The 16,886-nt window shown below is 29.3% G+C and carries 17 protein-coding genes and 1 tRNA gene; 5 read left to right on the top strand and 13 right to left on the bottom strand.

What is annotated here, in order from left to right:
* Window position 1: 1 nt before the first annotated feature.
* Window positions 2-1,276: a protein O-mannosyl-transferase family gene (locus EAH69_RS10215; RefSeq protein WP_121935108.1), complete on the top strand. Its 1,275-nt coding sequence runs from the start codon at window positions 2-4 to the stop codon at window positions 1,274-1,276.
* A gap of 33 nt (window positions 1,277-1,309) precedes the next feature.
* The gene (locus EAH69_RS10210; RefSeq protein ID WP_121935107.1) at window positions 1,310-2,557 is read left to right on the top strand and encodes a hypothetical protein; all 1,248 of its coding nucleotides are present in this window, start codon (window positions 1,310-1,312) and stop codon (window positions 2,555-2,557) included.
* Here EAH69_RS10210 and EAH69_RS10205 read toward each other — a convergent pair.
* From EAH69_RS10205 to EAH69_RS10185, 5 genes are read right to left on the bottom strand one after another with little or no spacing between them, the layout of a single operon-like run.
* Window positions 2,547-3,344: a class I SAM-dependent methyltransferase gene (locus EAH69_RS10205; protein ID WP_121935106.1), complete on the bottom strand. Its 798-nt coding sequence runs from the start codon at window positions 3,342-3,344 to the stop codon at window positions 2,547-2,549. The two genes, EAH69_RS10210 and EAH69_RS10205, sit on opposite strands and share 11 nt — an antisense overlap.
* Window positions 3,337-4,596: an oligosaccharide flippase family protein gene (locus tag EAH69_RS10200; protein ID WP_121935105.1), complete on the bottom strand. Its 1,260-nt coding sequence runs from the start codon at window positions 4,594-4,596 to the stop codon at window positions 3,337-3,339. Before EAH69_RS10200 ends, EAH69_RS10205 begins: the two co-directional genes overlap by 8 nt.
* Window positions 4,589-5,740, bottom strand: a complete 1,152-nt coding sequence (locus EAH69_RS10195) for a glycosyltransferase (RefSeq protein WP_121935104.1) — start codon at window positions 5,738-5,740, stop codon at window positions 4,589-4,591. The genes EAH69_RS10200 and EAH69_RS10195 overlap by 8 nt, the downstream gene beginning before the upstream one ends.
* A gap of 26 nt (window positions 5,741-5,766) precedes the next feature.
* Window positions 5,767-7,638 carry an asparagine synthase (glutamine-hydrolyzing) gene (gene asnB / locus EAH69_RS10190; protein WP_121935103.1) on the bottom strand — a complete coding sequence of 624 codons (1,872 nt, stop codon included), beginning with the start codon at window positions 7,636-7,638 and terminating at the stop codon, window positions 5,767-5,769.
* The gene (locus EAH69_RS10185) at window positions 7,638-8,894 is read right to left on the bottom strand and encodes a lipopolysaccharide biosynthesis protein (protein WP_121935102.1); all 1,257 of its coding nucleotides are present in this window, start codon (window positions 8,892-8,894) and stop codon (window positions 7,638-7,640) included. Before EAH69_RS10185 ends, asnB begins: the two co-directional genes overlap by 1 nt.
* A 52-nt stretch (window positions 8,895-8,946) precedes the next feature.
* Here EAH69_RS10185 and EAH69_RS10180 point away from each other — a divergent pair, with 52 nt between their 5' ends.
* A complete protein-coding gene (locus tag EAH69_RS10180) occupies window positions 8,947-9,642 on the top strand; it encodes a YjjG family noncanonical pyrimidine nucleotidase (RefSeq protein WP_121935101.1) in 696 nt (231 codons plus the stop codon).
* A gap of 16 nt (window positions 9,643-9,658) precedes the next feature.
* Here the strand turns inward: EAH69_RS10180 and EAH69_RS10175 are convergent, their stop codons facing one another.
* Together EAH69_RS10175 and rraA are read right to left on the bottom strand one after the other, a co-directional pair.
* Entirely contained in the window at window positions 9,659-10,498 is an 840-nt protein-coding gene (locus tag EAH69_RS10175) for an SDR family NAD(P)-dependent oxidoreductase (RefSeq protein WP_121935100.1), read from the bottom strand.
* Between the two features lie 12 nt (window positions 10,499-10,510).
* Window positions 10,511-10,996 carry a ribonuclease E activity regulator RraA gene (rraA, locus tag EAH69_RS10170; RefSeq protein ID WP_121935099.1) on the bottom strand — a complete coding sequence of 162 codons (486 nt, stop codon included), beginning with the start codon at window positions 10,994-10,996 and terminating at the stop codon, window positions 10,511-10,513.
* A gap of 89 nt (window positions 10,997-11,085) precedes the next feature.
* Here rraA and EAH69_RS10165 point away from each other — a divergent pair, with 89 nt between their 5' ends.
* Window positions 11,086-11,685 (top strand): LURP-one-related family protein, encoded by a 600-nt coding sequence (locus EAH69_RS10165; protein WP_121935098.1) that lies wholly within the window; start codon window positions 11,086-11,088, stop codon window positions 11,683-11,685.
* Window positions 11,686-11,771: 86 nt separating this feature from the next.
* Window positions 11,772-11,845: transfer RNA gene (locus tag EAH69_RS10160), tRNA-Arg, on the top strand.
* A gap of 36 nt (window positions 11,846-11,881) precedes the next feature.
* Here the strand turns inward: EAH69_RS10160 and EAH69_RS10155 are convergent.
* The 6 genes from EAH69_RS10155 to EAH69_RS10130 all read right to left on the bottom strand — a co-directional run.
* On the bottom strand, window positions 11,882-12,346 hold the full coding sequence (locus EAH69_RS10155) for a hypothetical protein (protein ID WP_121935097.1): 465 nt from the start codon (window positions 12,344-12,346) through the stop codon (window positions 11,882-11,884).
* Between the two features lie 98 nt (window positions 12,347-12,444).
* Window positions 12,445-13,368 (bottom strand): PfkB family carbohydrate kinase, encoded by a 924-nt coding sequence (locus tag EAH69_RS10150; RefSeq protein ID WP_121935096.1) that lies wholly within the window; start codon window positions 13,366-13,368, stop codon window positions 12,445-12,447.
* Window positions 13,369-13,417: 49 nt separating this feature from the next.
* Window positions 13,418-14,788, bottom strand: a complete 1,371-nt coding sequence (gene hisS, locus EAH69_RS10145; RefSeq protein ID WP_121935095.1) for a histidine--tRNA ligase — start codon at window positions 14,786-14,788, stop codon at window positions 13,418-13,420.
* A gap of 104 nt (window positions 14,789-14,892) precedes the next feature.
* Window positions 14,893-15,594 (bottom strand): RadC family protein, encoded by a 702-nt coding sequence (radC, locus tag EAH69_RS10140; RefSeq protein WP_121935094.1) that lies wholly within the window; start codon window positions 15,592-15,594, stop codon window positions 14,893-14,895.
* 58 nt (window positions 15,595-15,652) lie between these two features.
* Complete coding sequence (locus EAH69_RS10135; protein WP_121935093.1) at window positions 15,653-16,102, bottom strand: GNAT family N-acetyltransferase; 450 nt, start codon at window positions 16,100-16,102, stop codon at window positions 15,653-15,655.
* 39 nt (window positions 16,103-16,141) lie between these two features.
* Window positions 16,142-16,886 (bottom strand): FAD:protein FMN transferase (locus tag EAH69_RS10130; RefSeq protein ID WP_147439129.1); only part of this gene is annotated, 745 nt, incomplete at its 5' end.

Genomic DNA, 16,886 nt, shown 5'->3' with positions numbered 1-16,886 from the left:
AATGAAGAAAAATATTTACTTACTTCTAATCACCACCTTTTTTATTATTCTTTACAGATTTACGAGCTTTAGCAAAATTACATTTGGTGACTCTTTAGGGAAGATTTTAGATATAGAAAACAATAAGTTTAACATGGAAACTTATTCTATTACGCATTTTTTATATCAAAATTTTACTGTTTTAGTTTATAAAATACTACCCTTTATAGATCCTATTGAAATAGGAAGATGGGTTAATATTTTTTGTGCAGCTATAGTTTTAGCAATTTTGTTTAAGACAATAGAAAAAATTTTTAAAGATCAATTCACAGCTATTTTAGGTACTTTAGCTTTTGGTTTTTCTTTTACGTTTTGGAAAAATACAGTAAATGTTGAAGTTTATACTTTCTCATTGATGTGGATTATTTCTTATATCTACTTTTCGGTTTGTTTTTTTAAAGAACAAAAAAGTAAATATCTTTTTTATGCAGGTATAATTTTAGGTATAAGTTTATTCAGCCATATTCAAGGGATTTTATTACTTCCGTCTTATGTTTTTCTTTGTTTTATTAATTACAAAATAACTACAGATTTTAAACGTAGTATTTTCTATATTTTCATTCCGATTTTATTTTTATGCTGTTTATATATTTATCCGATTTTAAATCAAGAAAGTATTAAAAACGTTTTATCATCATCAACTCAAACTTGGGTTTCAGATACCTATAACAAGCCTATTTATGCTTATTTGAACGATATTGCAAAAGCTATATTTTACCTAGCTTATAATTTTTGGTTTTTAAATTTATTGGTATTTTTTCTTCCTTTTAAAACAATTTTAAATAACAATATTTTGTTGTATTTAGGTATAATTTGTATTCCGGTATTTAGTTTTTCGACAATTTATGCGGTCAGTGATAATTATGTCTTTTTCTTAAATTTTAATGTCTGTTATATTATCATTTTGTGTTTTGGAATTGCGGATTTTTCATCTAAAAACCAATTGATTAAGACTTTATTTTTGATTCTTGTTTTAGCCATACCATTATACTATTTATCTGCAAGAGAGATAGCTTTAATGACAACAATGGGTAATAATTTTAATCATGAAAACAAATACAAAGGTGGGCTTGATTATTATATGGTTCCTTGGTTAAATAATAACAAAGGATTAATTGAGGTCTATTTAAATAATGAAGGGGAAGGAAAGGATATTGATTGGATGTTTCAATCGGTTGAAGATTTTATTGAACTTCGTTCGACAAAAATGAGCATAAATGAAATAGAAAAATTATAATATTTTAATTAAATTAGTGATAAACAGTCTAATATGAAGTTATTCATTTATTTTTCAATTCTTTTAAGTTTTGTTTCATGTGCTGTAAATCAATCTATTGGTTTAACAATGCCAGATCAACAAAATGGAAATATTTCATCAGAATCTAATAACAAAATAATAAATCAAGCTGGACAAAATTCTACAATAGAGAATTTTAAGATTACAAATGATTTAAAACCAATTTCATTAAATGTTAATGTAATTGTCTTAAGAAGAGACAATAAAAGTCAAACAAATTTTGACTTAAAAAACACAGAAGAAAAGCAATTATTGATAGATTATTTTGATAAAATGAATACTTATTGGAATAATTTTAAAAATCCATCTGATTTAACAGGTTGTTATACAGGAACGGATTTTTATCCAGATTCTAAAATAAGATTTAAATTTAATTACATCGAATTGGTAGATTCCTATGCTTGGAATTATATGAATAGTGGTGCAGATTTATCTGCAAAAAAATACAATGGATTATCTCCGTCTGAAAGTTGGTATTTAAGTGATTTAGATAAAAAATTAGCAGCAGATCCGTCAATTCCAAAAGGTGTTTTTCTTTATTTAACTATGGAAGGGAGAAATTTTGATGAGCTGAACAAAGCGAAAGGAAAAGGATTCCACTTAAATGGGATTGAAGCTTCACAATTTCCATCTAGTACAAATTTAGAACGTACTTCTAGCGTTAATATTCCTAATCGTTATTTAAAGTATTTGTGGCATCGTTATCAAGCGCCAATAGATCATAAAACTTCGTGGAGCGAGACACGTAATTGGCATTTAGGTGATGCAATTGGGACTGCACACGAGTTGGGACATACATTAGGTTTATCACATAATAATCAATATCATGGAGCAAATAAATGTCAGTATAGTATTATGTCGCAAGCTGCTGGGCATGCAAGAAATTATCTTCAGCCTACCGAAGTTTTAAAAGCACACAAAAATTTACGCGAATCAAATTTAATTCAGTTTGTGACAGAAGATTCATTTTTAGGAAATACATTTTCCATTAACAAAAGTGAAATTTGGTCTAAAAAACAACGATTTTATTCAAATCTAAAGTTAGAAGATAATGTTGTATTGACAATTTCCGAACCTGTAATTTTAGCACCTCAAGCAAAAGTAATTTTTGGAAAAAATGCTAAAATAATATTTACAAAAAACGGAAAATTGATTCAACCAAATAATGTTGAATTTTCAAATTTCGTAAATAAAACGGCGACTTCTATTACTAAGAGTTAAGTTGAATATCTACATTAAAAGTACGACGAGGATTTTCGTAAGTTTTCATTAGCTTAGTATTAAAACTTTTTGGAATGTAAATCGCACACATGGTATTTTCAACATGATATAAAAACTCTTGTTTTTCAGAAGGAGTGCCTTCTAAAATAGCATTTAATATTTCGTAACGAATTTTTTCTGGTGAAAAAGCATAATCGTGCCAAATAACGATAGAATTTTCATGTACTAAATGTTTAAATACATTTTTAGTGTCTGAAACTACAAAATCATATTCGTGATTTCCATCGATAAAAATAACATCAAATTTCTGATTTAAACCTGCATAATCAAATTGTGTAGAATCTCCTAAATATTGCTTTATTTTTGAATTATTTTTAATAAAAAAACCATGTGCGTCAGCGTATTCTTGTGGTAGATTAAAGGTTTTGAAATCATCATTTCCTAAATCTAAAGTGTTTAAATCTTTTGCAACGTCTACTAAATTGATAATACTTTCTCCTCGCCACGTTCCAATCTCAAAATATTTACAATTTTCGAACTGTAAACAAGCATTTTTTAATAATAACAAATCGGTAATCATCGATCCACCATCTAAAAAAGCTACAGTATCTAAATGTCCATTAAAATCAGGGAATAATTGGTTTAAATCAACTTGATTAAATCCTTTTTGATAGTGTACTGAAGTCTTTTCTTTCCAATTTTCATTTTGATTAATAAGAATATTAATTAATGATGGTTTATTTATTAAGACTTGTATTCCTTTGATTAATTTTTCTAATTTATTCATTGGATTTTAATGTGTTTAAATAATTTAAAAATAGATAGGCTGAATAAATACCAATTAGTGTAAAAGTAAGCATCATTCCTATAGCAGCACCTTCAATACCGTATTTAGGTATAAAAATTAAGTCAAAAATAATCAAAAATATAATCGAAATAATAGAAATCCGAACATTCCAATTTGCTTGTCCAATAGCACTATTTAAGTTAATGAAAACAACTCGTGTCAACATTGTTGCAACAACGGCTAAAGTTGATATAAAAAAGACTTTACTTCCTTGGAGATAAGTTTCGTTAAAAAATAATTTAATCAACCAATCTTTTAGGAAATAACTCCCTGTAATAATTACAATCGAAAGTGGAATAAATAAGCGATAATAATTAAGTATATATTGTTTTAAAAATGCTTTGTTTTTGCTGTTTTGAATGATTCGGGGCATATCGGTTTGGAAAAGCATAGAAGGAATGAAAATTAAATTCAAAGGTAAAATGATAGCAACTTTGTACAAGGAAATGTCTTTATCAGTCATAAAAAGAGCAATCATTGCAATATCGATTGAGAATAATAATTCTGATGAAAAATAAGCGATAGATTCCATCCAGCCATATCTCCACATTTTTTTCCAATCTAGATTTTGAATAGTTTGTATAGATTTTTCAACAATTGATTTATTGTAAAAGAACAAACTAATAAATGGAGCAATTGCCAACGAAATCACGTATCCAATTACACCAAAAAAGTAAGTTAAAATAAAAGTTCCTATTAAGCCAACGATATTGACTATGATATTAATTGTAGCGAATTTTTCGTTTTTACCATTAATTCTATGTGTGATTGTAAGATGTGCTTGAAGAAAAACTCCAATTAATCGAACGGCATACATGGCAATAATCCAAGTTAAATGCTCGAATTTTAGCGTGTAAATACTCGAAATTAATATAAATCCTAAAGCTAAAATAAATTGATTTCTTAATCCTTTTCTGAAAATTTCTTGACTTAATCGTAGTTTATCTTCTTCGCTTTTTTGTTCAGAACCAAATTTCATTAGCATCGAAAATGTTCCGAACCCACTTAATGGAACGAAAAAGGCTAAAACAGATGCAATTAGTGTAACACGACCAAATTCTTCTTGCGATATCATTTTTACAATAAAAATCGTGTTGATTAACATCACTAATTTTTCAATTATAAAGGCAGAAAACACAATTAATCCTCTGTTTTTGAAGAAATCTTTTAAAAAGTTGACAAAACTATTCATCAGTTGGAGGAATTAACTTGTTGTATATTTCATCAAATTTCTTAGATATTTCTTCCTTAGCGAAATGTTTTTTAGCGTAAGCAGTCAGTTCCTTTTTAGGTTCAAATTGTTTACCTTTAATCACATCAATCATTGCTTGATACAATTGATCTTCGTTCTCAGAATCGATTAAAATTCCAAAATTTTCAGGTAAAAATTCATTTATTCCGCCAACATTTGTAGTAATAATAGGTAAACCAGTTGCAAAAGATTCAGCTTGTACGCAAGGTTGATTTTCGTAGCGAGAAAATAGAACAAAACAATCTGCTTCGTTCATTTTTTGGTTCACTTCGTGATGTTCTAATCTTCCAAAAGTTTTAACGGTTTCAGCTAAATTGTTTTCAGAGATAAACTTTTCAATTGGTTTTAAATCGCCGTTTCCACCAATTTGTAATTCGAATATAAAACCATTATTAGCTAATCGTTTAGAAACATTCAATATACCATTTATATTTTTTTGTTGATCACCTAAGTGAGAAAGGTGTAAAAAAGTAATTTTAGAATTACTCTTTTTAAAAATTGGTTTGAATTTAGAGAAATCAACAACATTTGGTATAACTTCATACTCTAGAGATGAGTTAATTTTTTGTATTGATTTTCCTAAATGATTAGAAACGGGCAAAACAAAATCTACAAAATTTAATATTTTTCGGATAGCTAATTGTTTATATTTTGCTAAATTTTTGAAATATTCTACATGTAAATCAGTCCAATGTTCTGTTAAAATTAATGGCTTTTTATATTTATGTTTTAAATAAATTCCGATTAAACCTGCAGGATAAACAACATTTATATGGATGATATCAAATGTAACAACTTGATTTATACCTATCAAATATGCTTGTAATAACTTCAATAAATTAAACGGAGAAATTAATGCAGGTTTAAAGTATACAATCACTTCCTTTAATCCATTTCGTTCACGAATGGATATTTCGAAGTTTTTATCTTTTAAATCAGGATCTTTAATGGCATGTACAACAGAAACGTCATTTAATATAGAAACTGTTTGGGCATGACGTTGTATAAAATCGCCATTGTCTAAAAAAACACGGCTTGGATACCAAGAGGCAAGAAAAAGTATATGTTTACGAGATGGTTTCAAGTTGCTTATATTGATTTTTTAACGAATCATAATTTAGGATTAAATTTTAAAAATGAAATGGAAATTAAATACCATTTTTTTTCTGGAGTATCTCCCCATTTTTTATAATCATCTCCAAAAAATGTATTCAAAATTGGAAAATCTTTTTCTAAATCAACATCTTTTAGCCATTGATTCGTTGGAATAGAAAATCCTTTTTTAGGCATATATAAAACATCTTTAGGTAAAATATTTTTTACATTTTTTCTTAAAAAAGGTTTGTTACTACCTTGAGTTAGATTTTCGTTTGTTTGTGTATTGTTGAAATATTTCTGAATAAATAAATGATCTAAAAAAGGAAATCTCATTTCAATTTTAAAATTCATGGCAGGAATATCGGACCTTACAGAATGATGTGAACTGATGTAATAAAAGAAATCTAAATAAGATATTTTTTTAATCAACGGAAAATCCTTGAATTTTGTATTAGTGTCAGTGACTTGTTTCATTAGTTTCTTAACTGGATGTTCCCAATTTGAACTGTTATAGTTTTTAAACAAAATTTTAATCTCATCCCAACCTGAAACACTTCTAGATACAAAAGGAATCGTTTCTAATCCTAAGGAAGTTAATTCACTATATTTTCTCTTTTTACTTCCTTTTAAAATATACTTGAAAGCTGGAATTAAAAAAGGTTTAATCTTTTGTAATTTTTCTGCTTGATGATAATAATTATACCCATAAAACAATTCATCTAAACCTAATGCATTTTGCAATACCACATAACTTTCTTGATTCGCTTTTTTCGAAATAAAATATGCTGGTTCTGGCGATATATTAGGCTCTTCTTCAGCGGTTGCGTATTCTTTTATTGTATTTAAATCAATTTGATTATCAATCTCAAAAGATTTGATTGTTAAACCTGCATTTTTTGCGTTGCTTTTTGCAAAATTTAATTCGTTTTGCGCATCGTTTAATGAGTTGTAAATAGTTATAGCGTCTATATCAGTATGATGTTTTCCTAATGTATAAGCTAATAAACCTGAGTCTAATCCACCACTTATCATTACCGCTTGTTTAACATCGGAAATAGCCGCTAATTCTACAATTTCATTAATATCATTTAAAAATTCATTATCCGAAATTTCTCTTGGATCAGGATTATACTCTAAACTCCAATAGTGGTCTTTTTTAAGAGAAAAATTCTTAAAATTTACTTCAATTTTGGTTGCAGCTTCTAATGAATATATGTTTTCGTAAATTGTATTGGGTGCAAAATTGGTATTCAGATAAATGGAATGAGCTAAATGCTCGTAATTAATATTCTTATCAATTAAACCTGAAGCAAAAACACCTTTAATTTCTGATGAAAAGATGAATAAGTCATCACTTAAATAATAGTATAAAGGTTTAATTCCGAAACGATCTCTCCAAATGTTAACAATCTCTTTATCATAATCAACAATCGTAATTACAAACATACCTCGTAAATGATGAATGAAATCATCACCCAATTTTAGATACAATTGAAAGGCAATTTCTGAATCAGAATTAGATTTTAATTCAACATCATTTAAGAATTCATGACGTAAAGACTTGAAATTGTAGATTTCTCCATTCATAAAGAAAGAAACCTTCGTTTCTTTATCATAAAAAGGTTGCATCCCATTTTCAGACAAATCGATAATTGATAATCGATTAAATCCAATCCAATTGGTAGAGGTACTATTTTCAGCGTTATTTAAAGTTTTACGCGTTATATCATTTGATAAATTACTCGAATAAAACTGTAAATCTTGGTTTAAATAACTTGTATGTATAGTATTATCAGGCCCTCTATGCTTAATGGCTGCTAATGAATTTATGATGTGATCTTGAGTTAAATTAGATTTTGAAAAAACTCCTGAAATTCCGCACATTAATAATTGGTTTTATATTGATGTAATTTTCTTAAAACGAAATATAATTGGATCAAATATCCGATTCCAGCGAATAACGAATAAATATATAACGTAGCCATCATATCTTTTCTTGTGCCACCAATCAAAACAGAAAAAATCGTGATTAATACCAAATAAATATTGAAGTATAACGCATAGTGATTTTTGCGAATAACAACTACGATTTGCGAAATAGGATTCATAGCTGAACGGCACATAATCCAAAAGGATAAGATAAAAACATAAATATGCAGTCCTTGCCATTCATCGCCTAAAACCCATTCTAATATATATACACCAATAACATTCATACCCAATAAAAATGCAGCAATAGCGCCAACATTATACAAAATAACTTTAAGTGATAAATCGTATAATTTTTCGGGTTGATGATTAATCATACTTGCCGATTTCTGGAAAAATACTTTTGACATTGCATTGGACAAAATCAACAACGGAGTAACTAACATTTTTGCTGACATCGCAAAAAAAGCAACTTCTATTTTCGTGAAATAAAAGACGATTAAAATAGGCATCAAATTATTCGCGATTGCATTTAAAGAATCAGATGGCAACGTATATTTTACTATCTCTTTGTTTTTAGCAACAGTGCTTTTAAAAAGGCTAAACTTAGGTCTTTTTAGTCTTCCTTTTGTGATCGAAAAGAAAAAAATACAAGAAACTATTGTTCCGATAATTGTTCCGTAAATCAGACCATTTTCTTTATATCCTAAGAAATAAAAAATAAACTGAAAGCCAACAGAAATCAAAGCATTTAAAACAAAACCTTTTGATATGATGTTGAATAATTGGTACTTTGTAAATAGCGAAGTTTGTAAATTATACCAAGCGGTAAATAAACCAGCAATAGAGCTTAAAAGAATAACCCAAAGTGAAGTTCTAAGCGAAAAAATTTCGTCAGCAATTGCATATCCTATAAAGAATATTAAAGTAGCTAAAGAAGTAATTACTAATAAGGTTGAAAATAAATTCCGAATAGCTTTTGTTGATTTCGAGATCACAAAAATATTTTCTAAACGAAAAGTAGTCAAAATAGAAAGTATAGCCACAAAGCTTAAAAACACATTATAGGTTCCGTTATGTTCGGGTCCATACCATCTTCCAAGTACAAAACCACCTAAAATCATTATAATTTGGGCAACTGTATTTCCAGCCAATAAAGAAAGTACTCCTTTGGCATTCTTGGTTTTAAATTTTTCTAACCTCTTTTTCAATCTTAGAATTTCTTAAACACAAATCTACATCATAATCGTTAACTTTGCGCCTATGAACACGATAAAACATGTCTTTTTTGACTTGGATAATACCTTATGGGATTTCCGTAAAAACGCAAGGTTTGCATTAAAAGAACTATATATTAAATACGATGTCGAAAACCGTTATGGTTTTACATTTGATGAGTTTCATCCTTTTTACCATGATAGTAATGAAGGGCTTTGGGCTTTGATTCGTGATAAAAAAATTACAAAAGAAGAATTACGCGCACGTCGTTTTAAAGAAGCTTTTGATAATTTAGGAATCAATGATGATGAATTAGCGGCTATTTTTGAGCATGAATACATGGAAACCATCACTAATTATAATGAAGTAGTTGACGGAGCGATGGAATTATTGAATTATTTAAAACCTAATTATAAGCTACACATCATTACAAATGGTTTTATAGAAGTATCGAAACGTAAAATTGAAACTTCAGATTTAAACGGGTATTTTGATACGGTTACTTATGCTGACGAAATTAAAATCTTAAAACCAGATCCAAGAATTTATGCTTTTGCAATGGAAAAATCTGGAGCAAAGAAAGAGGAATCAATTTACATTGGTGATGATTGGATTGCAGATGCAGTAGGAGCAAAAGCGTTCGGGATGTCGGCTATTTTCTTTGATCGTTTAGATGATAATTTTAAGATGGACGATGTACCAACAATTGTACATTTAGACGAAGTAAGAAATTATTTATAAATAGAAAATCCGAAGGTTAACCTTCGGATTTTTTTATGTTTATTTTTTTTCGTCCTTTAAAATCTTCCATCGAATCGTAGATTCCAAAAATATCCCCCATTACAAAATCGTAAATTTTATTTGGTAATAACGCTTGCGCCGATCGTATAAACCAATAAGGTACTGGCATTGGAGTTCTAAATTTTCCTTTCTCGATATTCGAGATAATTTTTGTTGAAACTTTTTCAGGATCCAGGATAGGGAAAACTTTAGATTTAACGCCATCAAACATTCCGGTATTAATATAAAAAGGCATCACACAATTGATGATAACATCTTTATTAAGTTGTTTCATTTCTAACCACAACGTTTCAGAAAAACCAACTACTGCCCATTTACTTGTCACATAGGCAGCCATTTTTGGTGTAGAAGTTAATCCAGCCATTGAAGCAATGTTACAAATTACACCTTCGTTCCTATTAACCATATCTGGCATAAAAGCATTTGTTAGTAACATCAAAGAAAGTGTATTGATCTGCATTGTATTATTAATATCCTTAATCGTATGCTCAGTAAAATATTTTCCGACAATAATTCCTGCGTTGTTAATAACAACATCTACTTTCGGAATATCTGCTTTAACTTTTTCAATTACCGTTAAAACCTGATTTTGTTGAGATAAATCGACTTGGTAAGTATGAATAGTTTTGCCAAAGTGAACAAATTCTGATATCACTTGATTCATTCCTACTAAATTATAATCAAGCATTACAATTTCTTTCGCACCTTTTTCAAGTACTTTTCGAGTCATAATTTTTCCAATTCCAGAAGCTGAACCAGTGATTAAAACGACTTTGTCTTTAAAGTTGTATTTCATTCAGGAATGGATTTAATGTAATTTATTTTGCGCAATAACAATTCCATCTTCATCAGCATATATATATTCGCCAGGAGTAAAAGTAATATCAGCGAATGAAACCGGAATATTAACAGTTCCGTTTTCTAATTTCCCACTTTTTATTGGATTAGTATACAATGCTTTTACACCAATATTTATTTTAGAAATCGCAACACTATCTCGAATACAACCATTAATAATAATACCCGACCATTCATTATCGTAAGCTAATTGAGCAATATTATCGCCGGTTAATGCACACTTTTTAGATGCTTCGCCGTCAATAATCAAAACCTTATCTTTTCCATTTTTAGATAATGTTGAACGAACTAATGGATTGTTATCTAAACATTTTACAGTTACAATTTCGCCATGAAAAGAAGTCTTTCCTCCATAATTATTCAATCCGATTGGAGTAGCAACTTTTAATAGATCAATGTAATCATCACATAGATCTGCAGTTTTAAAGTCATTCATATTAAATCGTTTTTTTGTGTTTTGTAAGTTTAATTTAATGATTATTATTAACTTATTTGTTTATTTTTGATTTATATAACTTTAAAAAAATGTCAATCAATCAAATCCAATTTCCAATCGATTTTAAATTTCATATTGCTACATTTTCTAATGATTTTTCTGTAACTGATGCAAATGGAAACTCAATTTTTTATGTGAGAGAAAAAATGTTTTCTTGGCGTGATGTAATTAAAGTGTATAAAGATTCGAATAAATCTGAATTATTATATGAATTACGTTCAAACAAATTAATTGATTTTCAACAAACATTTACAATTACAAATGGTCGTGGAGAAGTAGTAGGGAAAGCAAGACGTAAAACGTTGAAATCTTTTTGGACAGCAACTTTCCATATTTATGACGCCAATGATAACCATATTTTTACGATTAACGAAAGAAGTGGTATGGTGAGAATGATGGACGGATTATTTGGAGAAATTCCAGTTCTTGGGTTCTTTTCTGGTTATGTTTTTAATCCAAAATACGCTCTAAAAGACTTAAATGGTACAGAATTAATGGAGATTTCTAAAGAACCATCATTCTTTGGTAGAAAATTTAAATTAGAGAATTTTAAGGCTCAACCTGAACAATATGAGTTGTTTATATTGTCTTATATGATGCTTTTGATAGCAGATCGTAATAGAGGATAAAAATAATTTCATAAATAATTTGGAGTTTTAGAATTTCGCCTTATATTTGCAGTCCAAAATAAGGACAACGGTTTCTTATTAGGAATGGCCGAGTGGCGCAACTGAATAGCGCACTTGATTACGGCTCAAGAGGTTACAGGTTTGAATCCTGTCTCGGTCACAATAAAAAAAGCTTATCAATTTTGATAAGCTTTTTTTATTGGTTCATATTTTCTTTATCAGATAATATATCAACACTTTCTTTATTTAAAATATTTGGCTTTTTGTTCAATAAAAAGCTAAGACTATTTCCTATCCATGTTAGCCAAAAAATATAAAATCCAATTTTAAAACTACTATTCATTAATCGATGGGAAGTTTCTGTAAAATTAAAATAAGTCATATATAATCCCACAGTTCCAATTATGATTATAATTAAAGGAAAGCCATAATATCTAACCTTTTTATCTGTATTTTTTTGTATAAAACTTAAAATGAAAAAGATAATTATTTGAATTACGAACATAATTAATCCCGTTTTCCACCAAGATTTTAGTATGCTGTATTCATCGTAAATAAATGTAATTCCTGCTTTGCTTAATAAAGACATTTTAGAAATTAATATTCCCGATAACAACGATAGAAATGCAAGTAATAGAACAAGTATAATTTTATTTTTCATAGTTTATATAATTGGTTTATGAGAAAAATAAACAAAATCTAAGCCATAAAAAAATCCCTTCAGTATATGAAGGGATTTGATATCGTAAATTAAATCAATTAGAATTCAATTTGTTCGAAACGCATTAATTCGCGGAATTCGTTTAAACGATCGTTTAAAGCGTCAACATCTAAGTTTTGTAAAGATTCAGTACCGAATTTTTCACAAGTTACAGATGCTAAAGCAGATCCGAAGATAATTGCACGTTTCATGTTCTCGAAAGAGAAATCATTTGTTTTTGCTAAGTATCCAGAGAATCCACCTGCGAAAGTATCTCCAGCTCCTGTTGGATCGAAAACTTCTTCCATTGGTAAAGCTGGTGCGTAGAATACTTGATCGTCTTGGAATAATAATGCTCCGTGCTCACCTTTCTTAATGATAACCGTTTTAGGTCCCATAGAGGCGATTTTACGAGCTGCTTTACGTAAGCTGTATTCTCCTGACATTTGACGAGCTTCTTCGTCGTTAATAGAAATTACATCAACATCTTTGATTACTTCCATTAACTCGTTCCAAGCACAATCCATCCAGAAATTCATTGTATCTAAAACAACTAATTTAGGACGATTTTCCATTTGTGATAAAACACCTGCTTGTACTAATGGGTGTAAGTTTCCTAACATTAATACATCAGCGTTTTTCCAATCCTGAGGAACAACTGGGTTAAAAGTTTCTAATACGTTTAATTCTGTAGTTAACGTATCACGCGTATTTAAATCGTTGTGGTATTTCCCTTCCCAAAAGAAAGTTTTACCATCAGCTACAATTTCTAAACCTGCTAAATCAACATTTTTTGATTTTAATAAATCAATGTATTCTTCAGGGAAATCTCCACCAACTACAGAAACTAATCCTGTTTCAACTCCTAATAATGAAGAAGCCATACTGATGTATGTTGCTGCTCCACCTAAGATTTTATCTGTTTTCCCGAATGGTGATTCTAATTTATCGAAGGCAACTGTACCTACTGTTAATAAACTCATTTTATCTTGTAAATTAAATAGTTTGCAAATATATTAAGTAATTTTCAGATTATAAAGCATTTACCAAATCTGCAAAAGCTACTTCAGTTTGTTCACCAGTAACCATATCTTTTACGGTTGCTTTTTGCTCTTGGATTTCTTTTTCTCCGATTAAAATTACTTTTTTGATTCCTTTTTTGTCTGCATATCCCATTTGCTTTTTCATTTTTGCATCATCGGGATACACTTCTGTATTGATTCCTTGTTGGCGTAATTGTTTTACTAATTTCATTGCTTCTCCAGCTTCTTTTTGTCCGAAGTTGATGAATAAAGCTTGAATGTTAGTAGAATCTTCTAATGCTGGGAATAAATTGTTTTCTTCTAATACCAAATACGTACGGTCTAATCCGAAAGAAATTCCAACTCCAGAAATATCTTTTAAACCAAAAATTCCTGTTAAATCGTCGTAACGACCACCTCCACCAATCGATGAAGAGAATTCTCCGATTTTAGCTTTTACCTCAAAAATTGCTCCTGTGTAATAATCAAGACCACGAGCTAATGTTAAGTTTAACACTAATTCTGCAGATTGTAAACCGATATTTTCTGTGTTTTCGAAAACAAATTCTAATTCTTCAATTCCTTTTAAACCAGTTTCAGAAGTCGCTAAAATTTCTTTTAATTGAGCAAATTGAGTTTTATAATCTCCATTCATATGGAATAAAGGTGATAAAATTTCAATTGCTTGTTCAGAAATTCCTTTTCCACGCATTTCTTCTTTTACAGCTTCTTCTCCAATTTTATCTAATTTGTCTAAAGCAACTGTAAAGTCGATTAATTGTGCAGAAATATCTGCAACTTCAGCTAAACCAGATAAGATTTTACGGTTGTTGATGTGAATTTCAACTGGTGCTTTTAATTCAGTAAAAACAGTATCGTATAATTGTACAAAATCTACTTCTTGAAATAAAGAATCAGATCCTACAACGTCTGCATCACATTGAAAAAATTCGCGGAAACGACCTTTTTGAGGACGATCTGCACGCCAAACTGGCTGAATTTGGTATCTTTTAAAAGGGAATGTAATTTCGTTTTGATGTTGCACAACGTAACGTGCAAACGGAACAGTTAAGTCGTAACGTAAAGCTTTCTCTGAAATTTGAGAAATTACTTTTTGACTGTTTCTGTCTGTTAATAATTGTTCATCAACTTTAGATAAATAATCTCCAGAATTTAAAATTTTGAAGATTAAACGATCTCCTTCTTCTCCGTATTTACCAGTTAAAGTCGATAAATTTTCGAATGAAGGAGTTTCAATTGGAGAGAATCCAAATAAAACGAATTGTTTCTTGATTGTGTTGATGATATATTGACGGCGATTCACTTCTAAAGGAGAAAAATCTCTAGTTCCTTTTGGAATCGATGGTTTTTGAACTGCCATTTTTGTTCTTCTTATTATTAAACATGCAAAAATACATCAAATTCAACTCTTAACCGATTTTTTAGAATATGAATTCTATTATAATAAGTTATAAAAAAGTAATTTTAGATAATGCCTTCATCAGCGAACGAAAAATATGATTTTTGAGTAACGATGATATGATCTAAAACTTGGATATCTAAATATTTAGCTGCTTCTGAAAATTTTCGAGTTAAATTTTTGTCGGATTCACTTGGGTTTAAATTTCCTGACGGATGATTGTGTGAAAGTATGATTGCGGTAGCCATCAATTCGATAGCTCGTTTAAAAACTATACGAACATCTACAGAAGTTTGAGTAATTCCGCCACGAGAAATTTGTTCAGTTTTAATGATTCGATTGCCTTGGTTAAGGAACATTACCCAAAATTCTTCGATTGGTAAATCGCCAATTTGTTGTTGTAAAATCAGTGCAGCATCGTTGCTGGAAGTTATTTTAGCTCGTTCTAAAACTTCTTGCGAATTTCGTCTTCTGCCAATTTCTAATGCTGTGATTATTGAAATAGCTTTCGCTTCGCCAACTCCTTTAAATTGACATAAATCTTGAATAGAATATTTGGCTAATTCGTTCCAATTATTATTGGCAGATTGTAGAATTCTTTTAGCTAATTCGACAGCTGATTCTTCACGGTTTCCACTTCCCATAATAATTGCTAATAATTCTGCATCAGAAAGTGAATTTTTACCTTTTAAAGACATTTTTTCGCGTGGACGATCATCTTCATTCCAATTCTTGATTGATTGTTTTATTTGATTGTAATCATTCATCTCAAAAAATTACAATAAAACAGCTGATTAATAGGTAGATAATTGATTAAAAAAAGTATTAAATACTTTTTTCAAAACAAACACTTGATTCTATTTCTTGATATTGACCATAATTCGGAATGATTGTAAACCCATAATTTGAATATAATTGCACCGCATCATTCATTGTTTTACTCGTTTCTAAAACACATGTTTTATAACCAAGTTCCTTTGACCAAGAAGTCAATTCATCTAATATTTTTCGAGCAATACCTTTTCTACGATGTGCAGTAGGTACAAACATGCGTTTGATTTCCATTGAATTTTCATCAAATGATTTAATCGCTCCACAACCAACCGCAATTTCATTCTCGTAAATAATTATAACATGATTTATTAAATCAATCTTATTGTGTTGAACAAAGAATTCGTTAGCATCTCCATTAACGCCAGCTAAATATTGATCAAGCTGATGTACTAATTTTTGAAAATCTTGATGTTCTGAATTGGTTCTGATAATGTGAAACATTAGGCGTTAATTTGAAACTAAATTACATAAAAAAAGAGCTTAATTTCTTAAACTCTTTTTAATTTTTTTATATTTTTTTGAACGAATAATTTTTCCTTTATCAGTAATTAATAAAGCCGCATAATCTAGTTGTTGATTGATTAATGCTAAACCTTTTTCTTTGCCTAAAACCATAATCGAAGTAGAAAATGCATTACAAATTTCAGCATTTGGACCAATTACCGTAACGCTTGTTAAACCAGTTGAAGGCATTCCTGTTTTAGGATTGATGATATGTGAATATCGAATTCCATCAATCAAAATGAATTTTACGTAATCGCCAGAAGTGGTAACAGCTCCATTATTCATTTTTAAAATATCAGACGGTTTATAGCGATGAAATGGATTCGTAATTCCGATTTTCCAAAGTTCTTTATCGGGTTGAATTCCCCAAGTTGTCATATCTCCAGAAGCATCAATAATTCCTGAATTAATACCAAAATTTTGCATGACTTCTCTTGCTTTATCTGCTGCGTAACCTTTCCCGATGGAACCAAAACCAATTTTCATTCCTGTCTTTTTTAAGAAAATAGTTGAATTTTTCTCATCTAAAATTATATTTTGGAATCCGATTTTTTCGATTGCTTTTTGAATAATTTCTTGACTTGGAATTTCTTCCATCGAACCGTCAAACTTCCAGATTCTGTCCATTGCAGCAAAACTAATATCAAAAGCACCATCCGTCATTTCTGAATATTCAATCGCTCGTTTTGTTAATTCAAAAACTTCACGATCAACTTTTATT

Origin of the sequence: Faecalibacter macacae (assembly GCF_003687725.1) — a bacterium.
Classification (GTDB): domain Bacteria; phylum Bacteroidota; class Bacteroidia; order Flavobacteriales; family Weeksellaceae; genus Empedobacter; species Empedobacter macacae.
Note: the sequence above shows the minus strand (reverse complement) of the source record. Positions and strands in the feature narration are given on the sequence as shown.

Bases quoted from the DNA above. Each gene is read 5' to 3' on its own strand.
- EAH69_RS10175 (WP_121935100.1), bottom strand. From the start codon at position 10,498: ATGAAATACAACTTTAAAGACAAAGTCGTTTTAATCACTGGTTCAGCT.
- hisS (WP_121935095.1), bottom strand. From the start codon at position 14,788: ATGGCAGTTCAAAAACCATCGATTCCAAAAGGAACTAGAGATTTTTCT.
- asnB (WP_121935103.1), bottom strand. From the start codon at position 7,638: ATGTGCGGAATTTCAGGAGTTTTTTCAAAATCTAATTTAACTCAAGAT.
- rraA (WP_121935099.1), bottom strand. From the start codon at position 10,996: ATGAATGACTTTAAAACTGCAGATCTATGTGATGATTACATTGATCTA.
- EAH69_RS10200 (WP_121935105.1), bottom strand. From the start codon at position 4,596: ATGAATAGTTTTGTCAACTTTTTAAAAGATTTCTTCAAAAACAGAGGA.
- EAH69_RS10165 (WP_121935098.1), top strand. From the start codon at position 11,086: ATGTCAATCAATCAAATCCAATTTCCAATCGATTTTAAATTTCATATT.
- EAH69_RS10155 (WP_121935097.1), bottom strand. From the start codon at position 12,346: ATGAAAAATAAAATTATACTTGTTCTATTACTTGCATTTCTATCGTTG.
- EAH69_RS10150 (WP_121935096.1), bottom strand. From the start codon at position 13,368: ATGAGTTTATTAACAGTAGGTACAGTTGCCTTCGATAAATTAGAATCA.
- EAH69_RS10180 (WP_121935101.1), top strand. From the start codon at position 8,947: ATGAACACGATAAAACATGTCTTTTTTGACTTGGATAATACCTTATGG.
- EAH69_RS10205 (WP_121935106.1), bottom strand. From the start codon at position 3,344: ATGAATAAATTAGAAAAATTAATCAAAGGAATACAAGTCTTAATAAAT.
- EAH69_RS10215 (WP_121935108.1), top strand. From the start codon at position 2: ATGAAGAAAAATATTTACTTACTTCTAATCACCACCTTTTTTATTATT.
- EAH69_RS10135 (WP_121935093.1), bottom strand. From the start codon at position 16,102: ATGTTTCACATTATCAGAACCAATTCAGAACATCAAGATTTTCAAAAA.
- EAH69_RS10210 (WP_121935107.1), top strand. From the start codon at position 1,310: ATGAAGTTATTCATTTATTTTTCAATTCTTTTAAGTTTTGTTTCATGT.
- radC (WP_121935094.1), bottom strand. From the start codon at position 15,594: ATGAATGATTACAATCAAATAAAACAATCAATCAAGAATTGGAATGAA.